19 protein-coding genes, 3 tRNA genes, 1 pseudogene and 1 riboswitch are annotated in these 21027 nt (G+C 61.5%); of the genes and pseudogenes, 17 read left to right on the forward strand and 6 right to left on the reverse strand.

What is annotated here, in order from left to right; translation table 11 throughout:
- Position 1: 1 nt before the first annotated feature.
- Positions 2–589 carry an Rnf-Nqr domain containing protein gene (locus AC3YUO_RS01155; protein ID WP_489961212.1) on the forward strand — a complete coding sequence of 196 codons (588 nt, stop codon included), beginning with the start codon at positions 2–4 and terminating at the stop codon, positions 587–589.
- Between the two features lie 77 nt (positions 590–666).
- On the opposite strand, the gene AC3YUO_RS01160 is transcribed toward AC3YUO_RS01155, so the two are convergent.
- Positions 667–843 (reverse strand): DUF1540 domain-containing protein, encoded by a 177-nt coding sequence (locus tag AC3YUO_RS01160; RefSeq protein WP_489961213.1) that lies wholly within the window; start codon positions 841–843, stop codon positions 667–669.
- A gap of 54 nt (positions 844–897) precedes the next feature.
- The gene (locus tag AC3YUO_RS01165) at positions 898–1734 is read right to left on the reverse strand and encodes a DUF2238 domain-containing protein (RefSeq protein WP_489961214.1); all 837 of its coding nucleotides are present in this window, start codon (positions 1732–1734) and stop codon (positions 898–900) included.
- 129 nt (positions 1735–1863) lie between these two features.
- Here AC3YUO_RS01165 and AC3YUO_RS01170 point away from each other — a divergent pair, with 129 nt between their 5' ends.
- The 12 genes from AC3YUO_RS01170 to AC3YUO_RS01225 all read left to right on the forward strand — a co-directional run bounded on the left by AC3YUO_RS01170 (position 1864) and on the right by AC3YUO_RS01225 (position 13127).
- Complete coding sequence (locus AC3YUO_RS01170; RefSeq protein ID WP_489961215.1) at positions 1864–2085, forward strand: hypothetical protein; 222 nt, start codon at positions 1864–1866, stop codon at positions 2083–2085.
- 131 nt (positions 2086–2216) lie between these two features.
- Positions 2217–3035, forward strand: a complete 819-nt coding sequence (pgeF, locus tag AC3YUO_RS01175; RefSeq protein WP_489961216.1) for a peptidoglycan editing factor PgeF — start codon at positions 2217–2219, stop codon at positions 3033–3035.
- A 10-nt stretch (positions 3036–3045) separates the two neighbouring features.
- Positions 3046–4554: an ABC transporter substrate-binding protein gene (locus tag AC3YUO_RS01180; protein ID WP_489961217.1), complete on the forward strand. Its 1509-nt coding sequence runs from the start codon at positions 3046–3048 to the stop codon at positions 4552–4554.
- 74 nt (positions 4555–4628) lie between these two features.
- The gene (locus tag AC3YUO_RS01185) at positions 4629–8309 is read left to right on the forward strand and encodes a phosphoribosylformylglycinamidine synthase (protein WP_489961218.1); all 3681 of its coding nucleotides are present in this window, start codon (positions 4629–4631) and stop codon (positions 8307–8309) included.
- A 72-nt stretch (positions 8310–8381) separates the two neighbouring features.
- A complete protein-coding gene (locus AC3YUO_RS01190) occupies positions 8382–9068 on the forward strand; it encodes a hydrolase (RefSeq protein WP_489961219.1) in 687 nt (228 codons plus the stop codon).
- Positions 9069–9194: 126 nt separating this feature from the next.
- A complete protein-coding gene (locus AC3YUO_RS01195) occupies positions 9195–9425 on the forward strand; it encodes a phage-shock protein (protein ID WP_489961220.1) in 231 nt (76 codons plus the stop codon).
- A 107-nt stretch (positions 9426–9532) separates the two neighbouring features.
- Positions 9533–9609, forward strand: a tRNA-Met gene (locus AC3YUO_RS01200).
- Positions 9610–9653: 44 nt separating this feature from the next.
- A tRNA-Glu gene (locus AC3YUO_RS01205) sits at positions 9654–9728 on the forward strand.
- Between the two features lie 25 nt (positions 9729–9753).
- Positions 9754–9829: transfer RNA gene (locus tag AC3YUO_RS01210), tRNA-Val, on the forward strand.
- Positions 9830–10755: 926 nt separating this feature from the next.
- The gene (locus tag AC3YUO_RS01215) at positions 10756–12159 is read left to right on the forward strand and encodes a flagellar assembly protein A (protein ID WP_489961221.1); all 1404 of its coding nucleotides are present in this window, start codon (positions 10756–10758) and stop codon (positions 12157–12159) included.
- 26 nt (positions 12160–12185) lie between these two features.
- Complete coding sequence (locus tag AC3YUO_RS01220; RefSeq protein ID WP_489961222.1) at positions 12186–12665, forward strand: hypothetical protein; 480 nt, start codon at positions 12186–12188, stop codon at positions 12663–12665.
- Positions 12666–12758: 93 nt separating this feature from the next.
- Complete coding sequence (locus tag AC3YUO_RS01225; protein WP_489961223.1) at positions 12759–13127, forward strand: response regulator; 369 nt, start codon at positions 12759–12761, stop codon at positions 13125–13127.
- A 76-nt stretch (positions 13128–13203) separates the two neighbouring features.
- Here the strand turns inward: AC3YUO_RS01225 and AC3YUO_RS01230 are convergent, their stop codons facing one another.
- Positions 13204–13875: a FadR/GntR family transcriptional regulator gene (locus tag AC3YUO_RS01230; RefSeq protein ID WP_489961224.1), complete on the reverse strand. Its 672-nt coding sequence runs from the start codon at positions 13873–13875 to the stop codon at positions 13204–13206.
- Positions 13876–14027: 152 nt separating this feature from the next.
- Here AC3YUO_RS01230 and ilvD point away from each other — a divergent pair, with 152 nt between their 5' ends.
- Entirely contained in the window at positions 14028–15689 is a 1662-nt protein-coding gene (gene ilvD / locus AC3YUO_RS01235) for a dihydroxy-acid dehydratase (RefSeq protein WP_489961225.1), read from the forward strand.
- Between the two features lie 52 nt (positions 15690–15741).
- Here the strand turns inward: ilvD and AC3YUO_RS01240 are convergent, their stop codons facing one another.
- Positions 15742–17061 carry an MATE family efflux transporter gene (locus tag AC3YUO_RS01240; protein WP_489961489.1) on the reverse strand — a complete coding sequence of 440 codons (1320 nt, stop codon included), beginning with the start codon at positions 17059–17061 and terminating at the stop codon, positions 15742–15744.
- Positions 17062–17339: 278 nt separating this feature from the next.
- Positions 17340–17459: riboswitch (TPP riboswitch) on the forward strand.
- 77 nt (positions 17460–17536) lie between these two features.
- Between AC3YUO_RS01240 and AC3YUO_RS01245 the strand changes: the two genes are divergently transcribed.
- Both AC3YUO_RS01245 and AC3YUO_RS01250 read left to right on the forward strand, forming a co-directional pair.
- The gene (locus AC3YUO_RS01245) at positions 17537–18148 is read left to right on the forward strand and encodes an energy-coupled thiamine transporter ThiT (protein ID WP_489961226.1); all 612 of its coding nucleotides are present in this window, start codon (positions 17537–17539) and stop codon (positions 18146–18148) included.
- Between the two features lie 33 nt (positions 18149–18181).
- Positions 18182–18991, forward strand: a complete 810-nt coding sequence (locus AC3YUO_RS01250) for an HAD-IIB family hydrolase (RefSeq protein WP_489961227.1) — start codon at positions 18182–18184, stop codon at positions 18989–18991.
- Positions 18992–19043: 52 nt separating this feature from the next.
- Here the strand turns inward: AC3YUO_RS01250 and AC3YUO_RS01255 are convergent, their stop codons facing one another.
- Entirely contained in the window at positions 19044–19673 is a 630-nt protein-coding gene (locus AC3YUO_RS01255; RefSeq protein ID WP_489961228.1) for a sugar O-acetyltransferase, read from the reverse strand.
- 123 nt (positions 19674–19796) lie between these two features.
- On the opposite strand from AC3YUO_RS01255, the pseudogene AC3YUO_RS01260 reads away from it, so the two are divergent.
- Positions 19797–19910, forward strand: a pseudogene (locus AC3YUO_RS01260) (sporulation transcriptional regulator SpoIIID); the annotation flags it as partial.
- Between the two features lie 127 nt (positions 19911–20037).
- Here AC3YUO_RS01260 and AC3YUO_RS01265 read toward each other — a convergent pair.
- Entirely contained in the window at positions 20038–20979 is a 942-nt protein-coding gene (locus AC3YUO_RS01265) for a hypothetical protein (protein ID WP_489961229.1), read from the reverse strand.
- Positions 20980–21027: the final 48 nt, after the last annotated feature.

Raw genomic sequence — 21027 nt, forward strand, 5'->3', positions numbered from 1 at the left:
GATGGCTATACTGGATTTGGCCGGCGTGGCTCTGGCCGCGCTGCTGTCGGAAAACTTTGTTCTGGTCTCCTGTCTGGGCATCGGGACAAGGGTACACTCCTTCCGCAACCCCATCGACGCCCTGCGCTCAGGCTACTGCCTGACGGTGGTGATGGTTCTGGCCGCCCTCATCTCCTGGCTGGCCGACTTTTTGGTGCTCAGCCGCTTCGGCTGGCAGCACTTCCGGCTTTTGTTCCTCACCCTGCTCATCACCGCCCTGGTGGCCGGGCTGCGCCGGTTTTTAAAGGTTTGCCTGCCGGAGCTGTCCCGCCGCATTGACGGCAACCTCTCGGCTGTCTCCACCAACTGCGCCGCCCTGGGCTCCGCCCTCATCATCGCTCAGCGCAGCTACGGTCTGGGACAGGCCCTGCTGTTTGCCTTCTTCGGCGGACTGGGCGCCACTCTGGCGCTGGCCAGCTTCGCCAGTCTCCGGGGGGAGGTCAACTTCGACGGCTGCCCCAAGAGCTTCCGGGGTACCCCCATTCTCTTCCTCACCGCCGGACTCATGGCACTGTCCCTAGTGGGCTTCTACGGCCTGCATCTGGGATAAGCCCCCTTCTGAAATGAAAAAACAGGGAGAATCCTCCGTGGATTCTCCCTGTTTTTTTACGTTGTCCGGTGTATCGCTTACTGCATGCCGCCCAGCTTGAAGGACGCACACTCGGTGCCCTCACACTTGGTGGGGTTGGCGCCGCAACAGCCCACCTTGATGGACTGGAGAGAGCAGCAGTTGCTGGGCCCGTTATGATAGGCGCAGCTGTTTACGGTACACTGAATATTGGTGTTGCAGGACTTGTTTTCCATACCAAAATAACCTCCTCACTCGGGATGGCTTTAGTATGGCCCGGAGCGGCGGGTTTATTCCTCCGTGGAATTTTTTTCTTGTTCGCTGTCCAGAACCTGAGGGATGAACCGGCGGGCAAAGCGACCCTTACCCCGGCTCTTCACATAGAAGAAGCCGATGAAGGAGAAGACCACGGCGCCCACAAAGTTCACCGCCAGATCCTTCATGGTGTCCAGAATCCCCACATCCAGATAGCCGCCCAGCCCCAGGGAAATTTCCTCCCCGCCGGAGACCACAATGACATCGGTGATGTCCCGGATGATAACCGGCGTATTGCCGCCGGTGGGGTCCAGCATCACGGAGGAAATGGTGTTGATGACGGCGTCCTTCTGCATATCCAGCAGAAAGAGCTGGTCCATGGTGCACTCAAAAAACTCCCACAGCACACCGATGGTCATGGAGAAGCAGAAAGCCACAATGGCCATGAAGGTGGGGGACAGGGACAGGGAAAAGCGCTCGTTGCGGTTGAGCATATCCACCAGGGAAAAGCCGATGGCGGCGCACAAAAAGCCGTTCAACGTATGGAGCATGGTGTCCCAGCCGGGGTATGTGGTGTAAAAGGCCCGGATTTCCCCCAGAATCTCCGCCGCAAAAATAAAAAGCATGATGATAATTTCCAGGGTATTGGGCAGGTCAATCTGCAGCGACCGCTCCACCATGGTGGGCAGCAGCAGAAGCACCAGGGTCAGCAGACACAAAAACACGTTTTCAAAGTTTCCGTTGAAAAATTGGGCCACCATGACCAGAATCACTGCAAAGCGCAGAAAGATGTAGACGGCAGCCACCGTATGCTTTTTTCGCAGGGCCTGATCGGCCCGGGCCAGAAAATTGCGTGGCTTCTTCTTTGCCATCGGCACAGCCCCTCCTCTCGTTCATTTCTATTTATAATAATGTTGTACCAGTATAGCCCACTTCTTCCGGGAAAGTCAAGGAAACACCCTGTCAAGTTCTCCCTGCCCGGGCATACACTGTGGCAGGAGGTGATTTCCTTGGATTTGCGCAATCAGACCATTACCGTGGGGGAGCTGCTGGACAATCCCAAGTCCCGCGCGGTCTTTCAGCGCCGCTTCGGTAAATTTATGAACCACCCCATGGTGAAGGCGGCCCGGTCCCTGACCCTGAAGCAGCTGGCGGAGATGGCGGCCGTCTATCTGCCCAAAAAGACCATTGAGGACACCATTCGGGAGCTGCAGCGGCTGTAAGGCCGGGTGCTTCGGCACTGCGCCGCCCGGAGCCCGGGAAAACCCGGGCGTATTTCTCCCTTGTGACGGGTTGCCAGAACCGTAATTTTGGGATAAAATAGAATATCATTTTATGCGCCGGAGGGACCGCCATGGAAATCATTCAAATTACACACCATGGGGTCCCGTTCTTTTTCTGTGACCATCCTGCCTGGGCGGGCGCGGCCCACGGCTTCTCCTCCCGGCAGGGCGGCATCTCTCCCGCCCCCTTTGACAGCCTCAATCTGGGAGCCAACCGGGGCGATGCGCCGGAGCGGGTGGAGGAAAACTTCCGCCGCTTCTGCGCGGCGGTGGGCTCCACCCCGGAGACCGTGGTGAAAAACCACCAGGTCCACGGCAAGGCGGTGCGCGTCATTGCCTCCCCCGAGGAGGCCGTCCCCCTGTCCCAGCCCGGGACCTTCCCCGCCGACGCCCTGGTCACCGATGTCCCCGGAGTGTGCCTCACGGTCTTCTCCGCCGACTGCATCCCGGTCCTCTTTTTTGACCCGGTGCGCCGGGTGGTGGGGGCCGCCCACGCCGGCTGGCGCGGGACCGCCGCCGGAATCGCCTATGAGACCGTCCGCACCATGGTGGAGCAGTACGGCTGCGCTCCGGAAAACCTTCTGGCCGCCATCGGCCCGGGCATCTCTCCCTGCTGCTTTGAAACCCACGCCGACGTCCCCGAAGGCCTGCGGGCCGGTCTGGGGAGCGCGGCGGAGCCCTTCATCCGCCCCCTTCCCGGCGGTGAAAAATTCCGCGTGGATCTGAAGGGGGCCAACGCCCGCTGGCTGCAGGAGGCCGGCCTTTCCCCTGATCACATTGCCGTCTGCTCCCTGTGCACCGCCTGCCGCCCCGACCTCTTCTGGTCCCACCGGCGGCTGGGTCAGGCCAGAGGCAGTATGGCCGCCATGATTGAACTGCGAACCGAATAAAGGAAGCACTATGAAATTACGACCGCTGTTGTCTCTTCTGCTGTGTGCGGCCCTGCTGCTGCCGGGCTGCTCCCCCCAGAGCGACCCCGCCTCCTCCCAGGATGGAAGCAGCTCCTCCGCCCAGGGGGAGAACGCCTCCGGCGAGACGGTTCCCTTCGCTCTGGCTGTCTACCCCGACTATACCCTGCACCCGGTGCTGGCGGAAAACCGGGCCAACCTCACCCTGGCCCCTCTGCTTTATGAGCCGCTCTTCCAGCTGGACGAGCAGTTTCAGCCCCAGGCTGTGCTGTGCCAGAGCTACTCCGTCAGCGAGGACGGCCTCACCTGGACCTTCCTCCTGCAATCCAACGTCACCTTCTCCGACGGCACGCCCCTCACCGGAACGGTGGTGGCCGACGCGCTGAATCTGGCCCGGCAGGAGGGTTCCCGCTATGCCCAGCGCCTCGCCTCGGTGGTGTCCATCACCGGTGATGAGGGCTCGGTGACTATAGTCCTCTCCCGCCCCAACCGCGCCCTGCCCGCTTTGCTGGACATTCCCATCGCTCTGGGCAATTCCCAGCGTCCGGCGGGTACCGGCCCTTACGTATTGACGGAAACGGAAGAGGGGCTCTCCCTCACCGCCCGCTCCGGCTGGTGGCAGAACAAGACGCTGCCCGCCCAGGAACTCCCTCTGCGGGAGATGCGCAAGGCTGACGATTTGCTCTCCGCCTTCTCCTCCGGAGACGTGGGACTGGTGGATGTGGATCTCATGGGCACCAACGCCCTGGGCTACTCCGGCAGCTATGAGACCTGGGACTACGCCACCACCACGCTGCTCTACCTGGGCTTCAACACCCAGACCGGGCTGTGCGCCGATCCCCAGGCCCGCCGGGCCCTGTCTCTGGCCATTGACCGGGACTCCATCGCCCAGACCGATTACGCCCGCCACGCCGTGGCCGCCGCCCTTCCGGTTCACCCAAGCAGCCCTCTCTACAATGAAGAGCTGGCCCAATCGGTGAGCTACAATCCGGAGCAGCTGGTGGCCCAGCTGGAGTCGCTGGATGTCCCCCGCCGGGACCTGGTGCTGCTGGTGAACAACGAAAACACCGCCAAGCTCTCCGCCGCCCAGCGCATCGTCTACCAGCTGGATGCGGCCGGGGTGCCCATCACCCTGAAATCCCTGCCCTTTGAAGAGTATACCGCCGCCTTGCAGTCGGGTGACTTTGATCTCTACCTGGGCGAGGTGGTGCTCACCGCTGATTTCGACCTCACCGTCCTGCTCGCCCCCGACGGCACGCTGAACTACGGCCGCTGGCAGGACAGCCAGATTTCCGCCCTGCTCACCGCCTTTGGGCAGGCCTCGGACAGCACCCGTGAGGGCGCGGCCTATACCTTATACAACTACCTCTGCCAGCAGATGCCCATCGCCCCCATCTGCTTTAAAAATGGCTCGGTGCTCACCCAGTGGGGGCGGCTGTCCGGACTGTCGCCGGTCCGAGGAAATGTGTTCTACCAGTTGGAGAACTGGACAATTTCATAGAGAGAAACAGGCTATCCCCGCGCGGTGCTGCCGCGCTGTGAAACAAGACGCAAAGGAAGCGGAGGAAAAAGGAAATGAGTGTATTTCGCTGTTATTCCATGAAAAAGCCGGGCTACGATGTGGAGGCCCAGGGACTGTGCAGCTCTTTGAAGGAGCAGCTGGGCATCGCCGGACTGGAGGGAGTCACCATCCTCAACCGGTACGACGCCGACCAGATTGACCCCGCCGTCTACGAGCAGGCCAAGTCCATCGTCTTCTCCGAGCCCCAGGTGGACACGGTCTATGACGAGACCTTCCCCGCCCCTCAGGGTGCTCACACCGTCCTGGCGGTGGAGGCCCTGCCGGGCCAGTTTGATCAGCGGGCCGACTCCTGCGCCCAGTGCATCCAGCTCATGGCCGGAGTGGACCGCCCCCTCATCGCCTATGCCAAGGTATACATCCTGAAGGGCACCCTTACCGGGGAGGAACTCAGCAAGATCCGGGACTACCTCATTAACCCGGTGGAGAGCCGGGAGGCCTCCATGGACAAGCCTGACACCCTGGTACGCACCCACGCCATCCCCGACCACGTGGACACCGTGGCCGGCTTCACCACCCTGGACGAGGCGGGCCTCCAGGAGCTGCTGTCCTCCCTTGGCCTGGCCATGGACCTGGATGACCTGAAGTTCCTCCAGGCCTACTTCCGGGACGAGGAGAAGCGTGACCCCACCATCACTGAGGTGCGGGTGGTGGACACCTACTGGTCCGACCACTGCCGCCACACCACCTTCTCCACCCACATTGACTCCGTGGAGCTCTCTGACGAGGCGGTGAAGGCCGCCTACCAGCGCTATCTGGACGGCCGGGTGGAGGTCTATGGGGAGGAGAAGGCCGCCGCGCGGCCCCAGACCCTCATGGACATCGCCACCCTGGGCACCAAGGTGCTGAAAAAGCGGGGCCTGCTGCCCGAGCTGGACGAGAGCGAGGAGATCAACGCCTGCTCCATCCACGTCCCCGCCACAGTGGACGGCAAGGAGCAGGACTGGCTCCTGATGTTCAAGAACGAGACCCACAACCACCCCACGGAGATCGAGCCCTTCGGCGGCGCGGCCACCTGTATCGGCGGCTGTATCCGCGACCCCCTCTCCGGACGCGTGTATGTCCACCAGGCCATGCGCGTCACCGGCGGCGGCGACCCCCGTGTACCCTTCGCTGAGACCACCCCGGGCAAGCTGCCCCAGCGGAAGCTGGCCCAGACCGCCGCGGCGGGCTACTCCTCCTACGGCAACCAGATCGGTCTGGCCACCGGCCATGTGGCCGAGGTCTACCACGAGGGCTACATCGCCAAGCGCCTGGAGTGCGGCGCGGTCGTGGGTGCGGCTCCTGCCGACCATGTGCGCCGTGAGGTGCCCGCCCCCGGAGACGTGGTTATCCTGCTGGGCGGCCGCACCGGCCGTGACGGCATTGGCGGCGCCACCGGCTCCTCCAAGAGCCACAACATGAAGTCCCTCACCACCATGGCCTCCGAAGTCCAGAAGGGCAACGCCCCCGAGGAGCGGAAGATCCAGCGGCTGTTCCGCAACGGCGAGGTCACCCGCCTCATCAAGCGCTGCAACGACTTCGGTGCCGGCGGCGTCAGCGTGGCCATCGGCGAGCTGGCCGACGGCCTGGAGATTGAGCTGGACGCCGTGCGCAAGAAGTACGACGGCCTGGACGGCACGGAGTTGGCCATCTCCGAGAGCCAGGAGCGCATGGCCGTAGTGGTCGCCCCCGAGGATGCGGACAAGTTTATTGCTGCCGCCGAGGCGGAAAACCTGGAGGCCTACCGGGTGGCCGTGGTCACCGAGAGCCCCCGCATGGTCATGCACTGGAAGGGACAGAAGATTGCCGATTTGTCCCGTGCCTTCCTGAACACCAACGGCGCGGTGAAGCACGCCCGCGTAGCGGTGGCGGACACCGACCGCTCCGCTCTGAATAAGGCCTCTGCCTCCTCCCTGAAGGAGATGGCCGCCAGCCTGAAGTGCGCCTCCCGCCGTGGCCTTACCGAGCGTTTTGACGGCTCCATCGGTGCCGCCAGCGTGCTGATGCCCTTCGGCGGCGCGGCCCAGCGCACTCCCGCCCAGGCCATGGCCGCCCTCTTCCCCGTGGAGCCCGGCCAGGAGACCGACCAGGCCAGCGTTATGTCCTGGGGCTTTGACCCGGAGCGCATGAGCGTGGACCCCTACACCGGCGCCCACGAGTCGGTGTACGTCTCCATGGCCAAGATTGTGGCCGCCGGCGCCGACTACCAGAAGGCCTACCTCACCTTCCAGGAGTTCTTTGAGAAGCTGCGGGACGAGCCCCAGCGCTGGGGCAAGCCCTTTGCCGCCCTGCTGGGCGGTCTGGACGCCCAGCTGGAGCTGGGTGCCGCCGCCATCGGCGGCAAGGACTCCATGTCTGGCTCCTTCCTGGACAAGGATGTGCCCCCCACCCTCATCTCCTTTGCCATCGCCCCCCTGAAGGCGGGCGAGGTCCTCTCCCCCGAGTTCAAGGCCGGGGAGCACCCGGTCTACCTGTTCCGCTCCCAGGATACCAAGAGCGCCTGGTCCGCCTTCCACGCCCTGTGTCAGGCTGGCAAGGTGAAGGCCGCCTGGGCGGTGGAAAACGGTTTGGCCGAGGCCGTGATGAACATGTCCTTCGGCAACTCCATCGGCTTCCAGGCCGGTATGGAGGACGTGGACTGGTACGTCTCCATGCCCGGCGCCATTGTGGCCGAGCTCACTGAGGAAGTGAACGACCCCTGCGCCGTCCGCATCGGTGAGACCACCAAGGCCCCCTATGTGGCCCTCCCCGGCGAGGCTGTCTCCATTGAAGAGCTCCAGAAGCTCAACGACGGCGTTCTGGAGAAGGTCTATCCCACCCGGGCCGGCGGCTCCGACTCCGTGGAGCCCATCTCCTGGGACAAACGCTCCATCGCTGTGTGCAAGAACAAGGTGGCCCGTCCCAAGGCGGTTCTGCCCGTCTTCCCCGGCACTAACTGCGAGTACGACACCGCCAAGGCCTGCCTCCGGGCGGGCATTGAGCCGGAGATCATCGTGGTGCGCAACCTGACCACCGACTTCCTGTCCCAGGCCGCCCAGGCCCTGGAGAAGGCCATCCGCTCCGCCCAGATGGTGGTGCTGCCCGGCGGCTTCTCCGGCGGCGACGAGCCTGAGGGCTCCGGCAAGTTCATTGCCTCCTTCCTCCGCTCCCCCGCCCTCAGCGACGCCATCATGGACCTGCTGAAGAACCGGGACGGCCTGATGCTGGGCATCTGCAACGGCTTCCAGGCTCTCATCAAGCTGGGTCTGGTGCCCTACGGCGAGATCCGTCCCATGGACGGCGACTGCCCCACCCTGACCTACAACCTCATCGGCCGCCACCAGAGCCGGTATGTCACCACCCGGGTGGCCTCCGTCCAGTCCCCCTGGATGCTGAACTCCAACGTGGGTGACCTCCATGCCATCCCCATCTCCCACGGCGAGGGCCGCTTCGTCGCTCCCGCCCAGGTTGTGGCGGACCTCATCGCCAATGGCCAGGTGGCCACTCAGTACGTGGATCTGGAGGGCAAGCCCTCCATGGACATCGACGTCAACCCCAACGGCTCCATGGAAGCCATCGAGGGTATCTTCTCCCCCGACGGCCGGGTCTTCGGCAAGATGGGTCACTCCGAGCGCCGCGGTCCCTATGTGGGCGTCAACATCCCCGGTGAGAAGCACCAGCCCCTGTTCGAGTCGGGCGCGCTGTACTTCCGTTAACCCCTCCCGCCGGGACCGTCCCTTTCCCCCTCGGCGTCCCTGCGGACGCCCCCGCCAAAAAGGAGCAGACAGATGGATAACATTCCGGAATACCGTGGGACGCTTCGCAGCCATCTGCTGGACATCCCCCGCGTCATTAACCAGTGTTCAGGCATTCGCATCTTTGGACGGAAAATCCGCTCCCTGGTCTTTTCCACCGATGTGGCCATTATTAAAAATGTGAACGCCGACGCCATTATTGCCGTATATCCCTTCACCCCCCAGCCCGCCATCACCCAGGCCATTATCAGCGTGGCCGACGTCCCCGTCTTTGCCGGAGTGGGCGGCGGCACCACCAACGGTGCCCGCTCGGTGCGGCTGGCGGCCTACGCCGAGCATCAGGGTGCCTACGGCGTGGTGGTCAACGCCCCCATCGGCGATGAAACTATTTTCCAGATTAAACAGGTGGTGGACATCCCCGTCATCGCCACCATTGTCTCCCTGGAGATGGACATCAGCCGCCGTATCGCCTCAGGCGCGGATATTCTCAACGTGTCCGGCGCGGCCAAAACGCCGGAAATTGTCTCCGCCATCCGGAAGGATTTTCCCAACGTACCCATCATCGCCACGGGCGGTCCCACCGACGAGGACATCCAGCGCACCATTGACGCGGGAGCCAACGCCATCACCTACACGCCCCCCACCAACGGCGCCCTGTTTGCCAAAATGATGCGGGATTACCGCTCCCGGTTTGACCCCAAGAACAATTCCGCTACATAACCCCAATCGGGAGGGACCGCAGATGCTGCGGTCCCTCCTTTCTTTCATGGAATTTTAATCTTTCTCCCCGTGGGTTTTAAGAATTGTCTGGTACACTGGTACCATCCTGATCGGAGGTTATTTTCCATGCTCTCTCTGCTTACCCTCTCCATTCTCTGCCTCATTGCCCTGCCGGTTCTGGTTCTGGGCATGATGCTGCTGAGTATCCCCTTCCTTGTTATCATGGCCGTGCTGCCCTGGCTGCTGCGGGTTGCCGCCGTGGTACTGCTGTTCCGCGCCCTTCTGGACCGCCCCTTCCAGCTGTCCAGCCTGATTCCCGCGGCCATCGCGCTGCTGCTCTCCATGGCCTTTCGCTGAGCTTTTGGGGCCCTCGCAAAAAAATTGAAAAAAAGGAAAATTTCTTGTTGACAACTGGAGAGAAATCCGCTATACTAACTCTTGCCCTGTTCGAGACGGGCAAAAACGGCGGCATAGCTCAGTTGGCTAGAGCACGCGGTTCATACCCGCGGTGTCACTGGTTCGAATCCAGTTGCCGCTACCACTTACTAATGAGCGGGTCGTCGATCCGATTTCATAAAAAGAAACGGCCCGGTGGTCAAGCGGTTAAGACTCCGCCCTTTCACGGCGGCAACACGGGTTCGAGTCCCGTCCGGGTCACCACCATCTTCGCCGATTTCTCCAATATGGAGGCATAGCTCAGCTGGTAGAGCGTCCGCCTCACACGCGGAAGGTCACAGATTCGAGTTCTGTTGTCTCCACCAGAAAAAAGCCACGTCAATGACGTGGCTTTTTTCTTTTTACTTGCTTCTCTCTATCTGTCTCATGTCTCGGCGAACGACCGCCTCCAACGGGTCAGGTCACAGACTCGAGTTCTGTTGTCTCCACCAAAACAAAAAGGACATCCGAATGGATGTCCTTTTTGTTTTGGGTTCCGCCGCCCAAAGAGCGGCTCCACCCTTCGGTGATTGAAATGCTCGGGGTCGGCAAAGCCGCCCCTCCGCAATTCTCCGCTGCGCTCCGAATTTACGGCGCACCTGCGCCGCCGGCCAGAAGGCCGGTATTTCATTCTCTTCCATCCTGTGTATATTGTTTCGGCGGGTTCCTCCCTCCAACGGGTCAGGCCACAGATTCGAGTTCTGTCATCTCCATTAAAACAAAAGGACATCCGAATGGATGTCCTTTTGTTTTGCGCCCGTCATCTCGCCATCTCTTGCAGATTTCATAAATAGATCAGCTGCGGGCCTTAATCTTTCCTGATTTTGGACGATATAAATAACAAATGCTCTTTCCCAAAGTTCTGACACAAGCACATAGGCCAAAGGTGCCGACCTTCAATGCCGTTGTTTCTCCATCCCGGTTTACCGGAAAAAACGACTACTGACCAGGAGGCCCCAAAGTCAAGACAAAAGGAGGCGAACGGCAGGTGCAGTTCTGGGAAAATCATATTTCACGGGGTTCTCCGGAGAACGCTCCCCCTACCGATGGGGAGAAAGCCTCTTTCCGGGAGAATTCCACTCTCCAGCTGGTCTTTTCCCCCGATCACCCTCTCTGCCGACTGCAGGCACTTTGGTCGGGAACAGATGCACCGGCTTCCCCCATCTGTCTGACCCCCCGCTATGACGCCGCCTCCGACACACCGCTTCCCCTTTCAGCGCCCGATCGGGAGCTGAAACGGCTTCGCATCGTTTTGAATCACGCCGCCCATACCCGGCTGGAGCTGCTCTATCCGGAGGGACCGGATGGCCCCATGGCCCAGTTGGAGGAGGCCCCTTTGGTTCTTTTATCCGGCGATCAGATGATTGCGTGGTTGCTCCTCTTTCCCCCCATGGCTGGAGGCAGGGAATTGACCTTTCCGCAGCTCTGCCGGGTGCTGGCCGACCACGGCATCACCAGCGGCATTAATTGGAATTTGCTGCGCCAGCTGCCCTCCCTTCCTCAGCGTTACTTTCAGCTTTTTCCCATCGCCTGCGGCACCTGCCCCGTTCCGGGAGAGGATGGCCGCATCATCGACCGGGTGTCCCGCACGCCAAAGGAGGATGTGCCGGTGGACGAGCTGGGGCAGTCCGACTATGTGACGCTCAACCTGGTTCAGAACATTGCAGAAGGCGAGGTAATCTGTGAAATTGTCCCGCCCATGCCCGGCACTCCCGGCTGCACCGTGACCGGTGCAACTCTCCCCGCTCCCCAGGGCGGTGCCGCTCCGGTTCCCCAGGGACGCAACACTCGCCTCTCTGAGGACGGACGATTTCTGGCCGCCGCCCGGTCGGGCCATGTGGCCTTTTCCGGCCGCAGCTTTCAGGTCAAGCCGGTTCTGGAGCTGTCCGAAGAGGAGCTCTGCGAGGGAAAAACCATAAAATTTTTGGGCGATGTCCACGTCCACGGCGACCTGTGCTGCGGCGTCTCCATCTGTGCCATTGGAAACGTCCAAATCGACGGTGTGGTGGAGGCCTGCTCCATTGAAGCCGGGGAACACATTATCGTCTCCAGCGGCGTACAGGGCCAGGATCAGGCGGTGCTCCATGCCCAGAAAAGCGTATACGCCAAATACCTGGAGCACTGCAACGTATATGCGCAGGAGAACGTATACGCCGACTGCATCATCAACTGCCAGATATTCAGCAATGGCTCGGTCCGGGTCCGCACGGGCCGCGGGGCGATCATCGGCGGCACTCTCCATGCCGCCCGCGAGGTATCCGCTTCCACCGTGGGCTCCAAGGCGGAACGGCCCACCCTTATTTTTCTGGGTGGACAGCCCTGCGAGGAGGCGGAACGGGTCCAGATCCTGTCCGAGCTGGAAACCCTAACCCGCACACTGGATAAACTGAGCCATCAACCCCAGGAAGGTGCCGGTGATCCCGCTTTGTCCAAGCTTCGCCTAAACCAGTGCATCGCGAAAATGAAGCTGGAAAAGCTGGACAAGGATCTGGAGGGACAACTGCTCCCCCGCTCCGACCCGGATCCCCGCCGCCTGCTCTGCGACACAGCGTACCCCGGCACCACCGTGACCATCGGCCACGATTCGTTCCGCGTTACCCGACTTCAGCACGCGTGCACCATCGGCCTGGTAAACGGGCTGGTGGGCCTGCTTTGAATCCAGCCGAAAGGGGGATCTCTGCTTTGAACGCATGTGTAAAGCACGAGCTCCAATCCATATTGAATCACTCCATCCAGGACATTACCAGCCGCTTTGCCGGGATCCAGCTTCAGGAGGAAAACACGACGCTTTCCAACGACATCTGCACCGTTCACACAGTGCTGGAGGGCAGCCGTCCCGCCGCACTGCTGCTGTGCGCGGACACGGCGCTGCTGACCCGGCTGGCCAGAAGCATCATGCACCGGGATGCCGTCACGCCCCGGGACATCGAGGATGTGGCCACGGAGTACTTCAATATCATCTGCGGCCGGATTGCCGCCGGAATCTTCCAGGCTGCCCACATCCCCTCCCGGTTCCAGAGTCCCCTCTTCCGGACCGGCCTCTATCTGCCGGAATCGGACCCGGAGCGCCAGTGCGTCCTGCACTACACCAGCGGCGACAACGAGGGAGCGCACCTGATTTATATGGGGCTTCTCCCCCCGGACAATCCCCCGCCTTTGTAAGCGTTCTCCGCGGGCTTTCCGCGTTTCCCATCCCGCCGGAATAATTTCCCTCCGGTCATCCAAATTCAAATGAGTGAAAAGGAGCGACGCCATATGTCGAAGAAAGTCATGATTGTGGATGATTCCAGAATCGCACAGCTGCAGCTGCAGGAAATTCTGTCCGGAACCGATTACGAGGTCATCGCCTGCTGCCAGAGCGGCGAGGAAGCTCTGGATACCTATGACAAGGTCCACCCCGATTTGGTTACTATGGACATTGTAATGCCCGGTATGGACGGCCTGGACGCCGCCCGTCTGCTTCTGCAGACCCACCCCGACGCCCGGGTACTGATGGTCTCCTCCCTGGCCTACGACGACACCATCAATGAGGCACAGCGCATCGGCGCCAGAGGCTTTGTCTACAAGCCCTTTGACCACGATCAGATTCTGCAGGCTGTTCAGGACTCCTGTTCCGAAGAATAACCCATATCCGGCCCAAACAAACACGGGGGACGCACCCATAGTGCGTCCCCCGTGTCTCTGTTTTCCTGCGCAGCTTTCACTCAAGCCCCATCTCCTCCATGGCGTGGAGCATATGGATGGCCATGGCGTGCTCCGCTCCGGCCTCGTCCCGTCGGCGGAAAAAGTCCATGAGCAGGGCGTGGTCTTGCAGGGTGGCCTGAGCCAGGGCCTCCGCGTGTTCTCCGGTGGAGATGGCCTCCTCCACCCCCTGGCTGATGGTGGGCAGCAGGCGCATCATAAACTCGTTGTGAGTGGCCCGGACAATGGCGGCGTGGAAGGCCCGGTCCGCCCGGGTGCGGTCCCGTCCCTCCCGGATGCACCGCTCCACCGCAGCTCCCTTGTCCAGAATATCCGCCAGCTCCTCCGGCCCTGCCCGTCGGCAGGCCAGCCGGGCTGCCTGGGGCTCGAAGATGGCCCGCAGCTCAAAGAGGTCCCGCAGCCGCCCCTTGACCCGCTCCAGCCTTCCAAAGCCCAGCCCGTCCTCCTTCGCTCCCCGGGCCACAAAGGTGCCCCGTCCCCGGTGCACCTCCAGCACTCCCTGGACAATGAGGTCCCGGATGGCCTCCCGCAGCGTGGCCCGGCTCACGCCCAGCTGCCGGGCCAGCTCCACCTCGTTGGGCAGCTTGTCCCCCGGCGCCATGGAGTCCTCCACGGTAATCTTGCTGTAAAGCCGCCGGGCGGTCTGTTCTCTCAGGTTGGTCCTGTCCATGGGGCACCCCTTCTCCCCGCCTTCCGGCGGATTTTTTCGGAAAAGGGCCCCAGCGGCCCTTGACATCCTTTTCTCTATCCTATACTATGTAGTCAGACAATGCAAGAGAAATCAGACAACTTATTTTAGATTTTTGTGAGGAGGTTCTTCCCATGCGCAGTGATGTTGTGAAAAAAGGCATCCCCGCCGCCCCCAACCGCTCTTTGCTCTACGCCCTTGGCTACACCAAGGAGGAGCTGGAGCGGCCCCTCATCGGCGTGGTGTGCTCCTATAACGAAATTGTTCCCGGCCACATGAACCTGGACAAGATTGCCGAGGCAGTGAAGGCCGGCATCCGGGCCGCCGGCGGCACTCCGGTGGAGTTCCCCGCCATCGCCGTGTGTGACGGCATTGCCATGGGCCATGTGGGCATGAAGTACTCCCTGGTCACCCGGGACCTCATTGCCGACTCCACCGAAGCCATGGCCATGGCCCACCAGTTCGACGGCCTTGTGATGATCCCCAACTGCGACAAGAACGTCCCCGGCCTTCTCATGGCCGCCGCCCGGGTGAACATCCCCACCATCTTCGTCTCCGGCGGCCCCATGCTGGCGGGCACCCTGAACAGCGGCCGGCGCACCTGCCTCTCCCACATGTTCGAGGCGGTGGGCGCCTACTACGCCGGCAAGCTGGACGAGGAGGGCGTGGAGGAGTACGAGCAGAACGCCTGCCCCACCTGCGGCTCCTGCTCCGGCATGTATACCGCCAACTCCATGAACTGCCTCACCGAGGCCATCGGCATGGCCCTCCGGGGCAACGGCACCATTCCCGCCGTCTACTCCGCCCGTCTGCGTCTGGCCAAGCACGCCGGCATGCAGATTATGAAGCTGGTGGAGCAGAACATCCGCCCCCGGGACATCATGACCGAGGCGGCCTTCCACAACGCCGAGACCATCGACATGGCTCTGGGCTGCTCCACCAACACCATGCTCCACCTGCCCGCCATCGCCCACGAGTGCGGCATTGAGCTCTCCTTCGACATGGCAAACGAGATTTCCGACAAGACCCCCAACCTGTGCCACCTGGCCCCTGCGGGCGACACCTACATGGAGGACCTGGAGCGGGCCGGCGGCGTGTACGCCGTCATGGCAGAGCTCAGCAAGGCCGGTCTGCTGGACACCAGCCTCATGACCTGCACCGGAAAGACCATCGCGGAGAACCTGGCGGGCGTGGTCAACCGCAACCCCGAGATCATCCGCCCCATTGAGAATCCCTACTCCAAGACCGGCGGTATTGCCGTTCTCAAGGGCAACCTGGCCCCCGACGGCTGCGTGGTGAAGCAGTCCGCCGTAGCCCCCGAGATGATGGTCCACGAGGGTCCCGCCCGGGTCTTCAACTCCGAGGAGGAGGCCATCGAGGCCATCTACGCCGGCAAGATTGTGGCCGGTGACGTGGTGGTCATCCGCTATGAGGGCCCCAAGGGCGGCCCCGGCATGCGGGAGATGCTCAACCCCACCTCCGCCATTGCGGGCATGGGCCTGGACAAGGAAGTGGCCCTCATCACCGACGGCCGCTTCTCCGGCGCCACCCGCGGCGCCTCCATCGGCCACGTCTCCCCCGAGGCGGCCTCCGGCGGCCCCATCGGCCTGGTGGAGGAGGGCGACACCATCGCCATCGATATCCCCAACCACTCCATCACCCTGAAGGTGTCGGACGAGGAGCTGGCTGCCCGGAAGGCCAAGTGGGTCTGTCCCGAGCCCAAGATCAAGACGGGCTATCTGGCCCGGTATGCCAAGCTGGTGTCCTCCGCTGACCGGGGCGCTGTGCTGGATTAACAAAAAACCCGCCTGCCGCAAATGCGGCAGGCGGGTTTTTCTTGCGTTGAGCTCAGGATTTCTCCTTGGGCGGCGCAGGCAGCAGCTTCTTCCGCCGGGAGAGGAACAGGGTGAGGGTGGTGGCCGAGGCCAGGAAATCAGCGATGGGTTCGGCGGCGTAGATGCCCATGACGCTGCCCGTCACCCGGGGCAGAATGATGGCCAGAGGCACCAGCAGGATGACCTTCCGCAGCAGAGCCAGAAACAGGCTGGTGCGGGCCTGGCCCAGAGCCATGAAGGTGGTCTGACAGGCCATCTGGGCGCCGAAGGCCCAGATACCGCCAAAGAAGATGGGCATGACCTTCCCCACCAGCTCCACCAGCTCCGTATTGTTGTTGAAGAGCCGGGCCAGGGTCTCGGGGAAAAAGGAGACGATGAGGAAGGCGGAGATGGTCACCGTCAGGGTGACGGTCAGCAGGCGCTTGAAGGTGTCCCGCACCCGGCGGTAGTTGCCCGCTCCGTAGTTGTAGCTCATAATGGGCTGTACGCCCTGGGTGATGCCCTGGGTGGGCATGGTAATCATCTGCATGACCGACTGAAGGATGGTCATGGAGCCCACATAGAGGTCGTTGCCGAAGGTCTGAAGGCCGGTGTTAAGCACCACGGTCACCAGACTCTCAGTGGACTGCATGATAAAGGGCGCCACACCCAACCCCGCGATTTTGCCTGCCGTCTCCGCCCGCAGGCGCAGGTTCTCCTTACGGATGCGCAGGCCGGAGCGGCGGGAGCACAGGAAAAAGAAGACCCATGCGGCGCTTACCGCCTGGGAAAACACCGTGGCGATGGCGGCTCCCCGCACCCCCAGGCCAAAGAGGAAGATGAAGACGGGGTCCAGCACGATGTTCAAAACCGCTCCGATGAGCACGCTGAGCATGGCCACGGTGGCCTTGCCCTGGGCGCTGATGAAGGTGTTGAGGCCCAGCGCCAGCTGGACAAACAGGGTACCCAGCAGGTAGATGCCGATGTAGTCCAGGCCGTAGCCGATGGTGTCCTCCGAGGCGCCGAAGGCCATGAGCAGGGGCTCTTTGAAGATGCTGAAGGAAATGGTGAGCACCACCGCCGCACACAGCAGCATGGTCAGAGAGTTGCCCAGAATCCGCTCCGCCCCCTCCCGATCTCCGGCACCCAGCCGGATGGAGGCCAGGGGCGCGCCGCCCTGCCCGGCAAAGGCGGCAAAGGCGGAGATGAGCATGATGATGGGGAAGGTGACGCCCACTCCGGTGAGGGCGGTCTGGCCCACCACAGGGATGTGGCCGATGTAGATCCTGTCCACAATGTTGTAGAGCATGTTGATGACCTGGGCCGCCACGGCAGGCAGCGCCAGCTTGAGCATCAGCGGGCCAATGGGTGCATTGGCCAGGGCCTGTTCATCCTTATGAGAGGACTGTGCCACGGTGATTCACTCCTCGTTGAGAATATTCAAATAGTATAGCACCAAACCCCGGCCCGGGCAAGAGGCTGCCGCTCCGGCGCCGTCACCCAAAACCTCAAGGACGGATCATTTGAACCTCTCACTCCCGGCCGGGCAGGCATTTGCTCCCCGGCCGGAGTCTTTTTGCCCTCGTACTTGACAAATACCGGGGAAATACATACAATAGTTGCACCGCAGACAATCGAACACAGGGGCGCTGGGAGCTGTTCCCGGCTGAGATGCAGAGACGACCATGCCGTCTCCGGTCCCTTAAACCTGATCCGGGTAATGCCGGCGTAGGAAGTGGACGAGTTTTTTATGCCTTCGTTTCGTCCGTTGTACCGCACCGCACCCGTTTGGATGTGCTGCGGTACATCAATTTTAGGAGGAAACGTCTATGGCAAATCAAGTAACCCAATCCGCATCCATCCAGGCCCATCTCCGGGTACACCGGATGGTGGAGAGCGCCGTGATGCTGGCCATCGCTGTGGTGCTCTCTCTGTTCCCCTTCTCCAGCCCCTGGGCCCTGGGCGGCGGCATCACCGTGTGCTCCATGCTGCCCCTGGTGATTCTCTCCTGGCGCTACGGCTGCCGGTGGGACGTCTTCGCCGCCTTCGTCTACGGAGTGCTCCAGATGATTCTGGGCATCCAGAACGTGCAGTACGCCGACAGTGTGGGAACGGCGGTGCTGATTATTCTCTTTGACTACGTGTTCGCCTTCTCGGTCATCGGCTTTGCTGCCCTGTTCAAGGGACGGCTGGGCCATCCCCGGCTGGAACTGGTGCTGGGCATTGTGGTCACCTTCCTGGTGCGCCTGGGCTGCCACTATATCTCCGGCGTGGTGGTTTGGGAGGTGCTGTGGCCCAATGAACTGGGCTGGGCTGCCCCCATCTGGTCCATCGCCTACAACGCAAGCTACATGATCCCTGAAATTATTATCACCGGTCTGGTGGCCTCCCTCAGCTATGGCCCCCTGGAGCGGTACTACCAGGGCAAGGATTTGATTTGACCCCTCCCCACGGAGGGGAGAAAAGGAGCTTCTATGGGAAAATTTGACGGTGTCTTGCTGGTCAGCGACTTTGACGACACCCTGTACGGCGCCAACCGCCGGATTCCGCCCCGCAACCTGGAGGCTCTTCATTACTTCGTGAGCCAGGGCGGCCGCTTCACCGTGGCCACCGGACGGGCTCACCGCACCTTCGCCCCCTACGTCCATCTCGCCCCGGTCAATGCTCCGGTGGTGCTGTCCAACGGCTCGGCCCTGTACGACTTTGAGCGGGACGTGATGCTGGAACAGACCTTCCTGCCGGAGAGCTCCGCCCGGGACTTTGCCGCCCTCTTTGATGCCTTCCCCTCCCTGGGCATGGAGAGCTACCACGGCGAGGACATTTACGTCTGGAATCCCAACCCCATCACCGACGCCCACATGAAAAAGGTGGGCACCGACTACGCCATCTGTCCGGTGGAGGAGATGCCCCTGCCCTGGACCAAGGCCATTCTCCAGCAGGAGCACCCCCTGCTGCGCCAGGTGCAGGAGCGGATGCTGACCGACTGGGGGGACCGGTACGAGGCCATCTTCTCCAACCGGTACTACCTGGAGATCACCGCCAAGGGGAGCACCAAGGGCGGCATGACCGCCCTGCTGGCCCAACAGCTGGGCATTGACCGCGCCCACATCTACTGCGTGGGGGACAACCAGAACGACATCCCCATGCTGGAGCTGTCTGCCATTCCCTTCGCCCCCTCCAACTGCGCTCAGGAGGTCCGGGACTGGGGCGCTCAGATCCTGTGTTCCTGTGACGAGGGCGTCATGGGCGACATTGTGGAGATTCTGGACAAGCGGTACAAATAAGAAAAAACGCGCTTCGGAGAGCTTGCTCCGAAGCGCGTTTTGTTTTCTGTGCTTACAGGGTGGTGTTGGGGTCCAGGTAGTCCTCCACATCAAAGGGAAGATTTCTCCAGTAGAAGTCCCGGTCGGCGTCGGTAATCTCCCGCACCACCCGGCAGGGGTTGCCCGCAGCCACCACACCGGCGGGCACGTCCCGGCCCACCACGCTGCCCGCGGCAATGACCGCATTGTCTCCGATGGTCACTCCGGGCAGGAGAATGGCCCCGCCCCCAATCCACACGTTGTTCCCGATGGTAATGGGGCGGCCGTACTCGTAGCCCGAGTTCCGGGCCTGGGGGTGAATGGGGTGCCCGGCGGTGAAGATGGACACGTTGGGTGCAATCATCACATTGTTTCCGATGGTCACCGGGGCAATGTCCAGAATGGTCAGGTTATAATTGGCGTAAAAATTGTCGCCCACAGAAATGTTGCTGCCGTAGTCGCAGCGGAAGATAGGCTCCACCCACAGGTTGTCTCCCGCCTGGCCCAGCAGGTCCCGCAGCAAGGCCATGGAGGCCTCCTGGTCCTCCGGGTGGGCGTTGTTGAAGACATACAGCTTCTTCTTGGCCTCCAGCCGCTGCTGGGGCAGGCCGTCCAGCCAGGCCTTGTAGGGCAGGCCGGCAATCATGCGTTCCCTCTGATCCATAACGCGCTCCCTCCTCTTGCCGCCATTATACCACCGGCCCCACCCAGGCACAAGGGGCGACATATCCCCCGTCCCAGGCGCATATAACATCCATAGGACTACCGCTTGATGGGAGTGTTATGGGTGAAAGGGAACATTGAGGACCGGGCCTGCAGAATGGCCCTTTACATCATAGAAAACCGCGCCACTGTCCGGGCGTGCGCCCGAAAATTCGGCATCTCCAAGTCCACCGTACACACCGTAGTGCCAATCGGTGTAGCTGGCATTACTGCTTTGAGTTTTGCGCGTAATCCATTGGGGCACAAGGGAAAGCGGGCTTCTGACATCAGAAGCCCGCTTTTGCTTTTTTCCAATTTTCCCCTTCTCATGAAACGGTGACCCCAGGCAAGGGCTTTTTCCCTTGGTTGACCAACAGCTGATTGGCGTAATGGATTGGAAAGCCAAACCGGAAGCATTTCCGAAGGATTTCATCCTCCACCCGGACACTTGCCGAGAGGGAGAACCCTTCCTTTTGCAGAAGCCGTTCCGCAGCCGGTTCGGTGAGGCCCAGGAAGAACGCAAGACGAATCATGGCGTTCTTCTCACAGGCTCCCTTCATCCATCTGAGCAGCAGAGGACGATTTAAGCCAAATTGTTCCGGTGTTCTGATTCCGCCCGCGCACGGTCTCCCATATACCAGTTCTTCATAATAGATACCCTTCTGGGCCATTTCTTTCTCATACTGTTGGATGTCCGCTTTGCTGTGCCCTGGGACTTTGTATGTTGGGATTTCCCACAGTCCTTCTCGCTTCTGAATCCATTCCCGCAGCTTCCCCCGGTAGTCCGAAGCATTGGCATAAGTCCTGTCCATGATACGGTCAAAGGTCTGGATATCTTGTTCCACCTGCCGCAGCATTTGCTGCATGGAAAGGGCAGGGTTTTCCCTAAAGACCCAGTGACGGATGTGGATGGCATGGGTATCCCCCTTGGGACGATATTGAAAGCGGGGGATAGGGGTATTCAGAAACAGTACCGCTTTCCGGTAATGAGACCGTTTTCTATGGGTGTCGGATTTTCCCCGCAAGACCTTTTGATTTCGGACAAAGATACGGCTTAGGTCAGGGGAAAGTTCTTCTGGCAGCTCCTCTGGCGGCGTTTCATAAAGAAACTGCCACTCCTGAAAGAGCCGCTCTAACTGCCCGTTGTCCAGTTGACCGTCAATATATGCTTTTATCCGCTGCCGCACAATCCAGTCTGCCAATTCCGGCACAGACTTACATTCCAAGTCCTCCTGCCATTCCAAGAGGGTCAAATCATCAAGATACACCTGGTCTCACCTCGTTTTCCACTATAACACAAAAACGGCCCCCGATGA

The sequence above is a fragment of the Pseudoflavonifractor sp. HNCC25GI2 genome, from assembly GCF_058136395.1.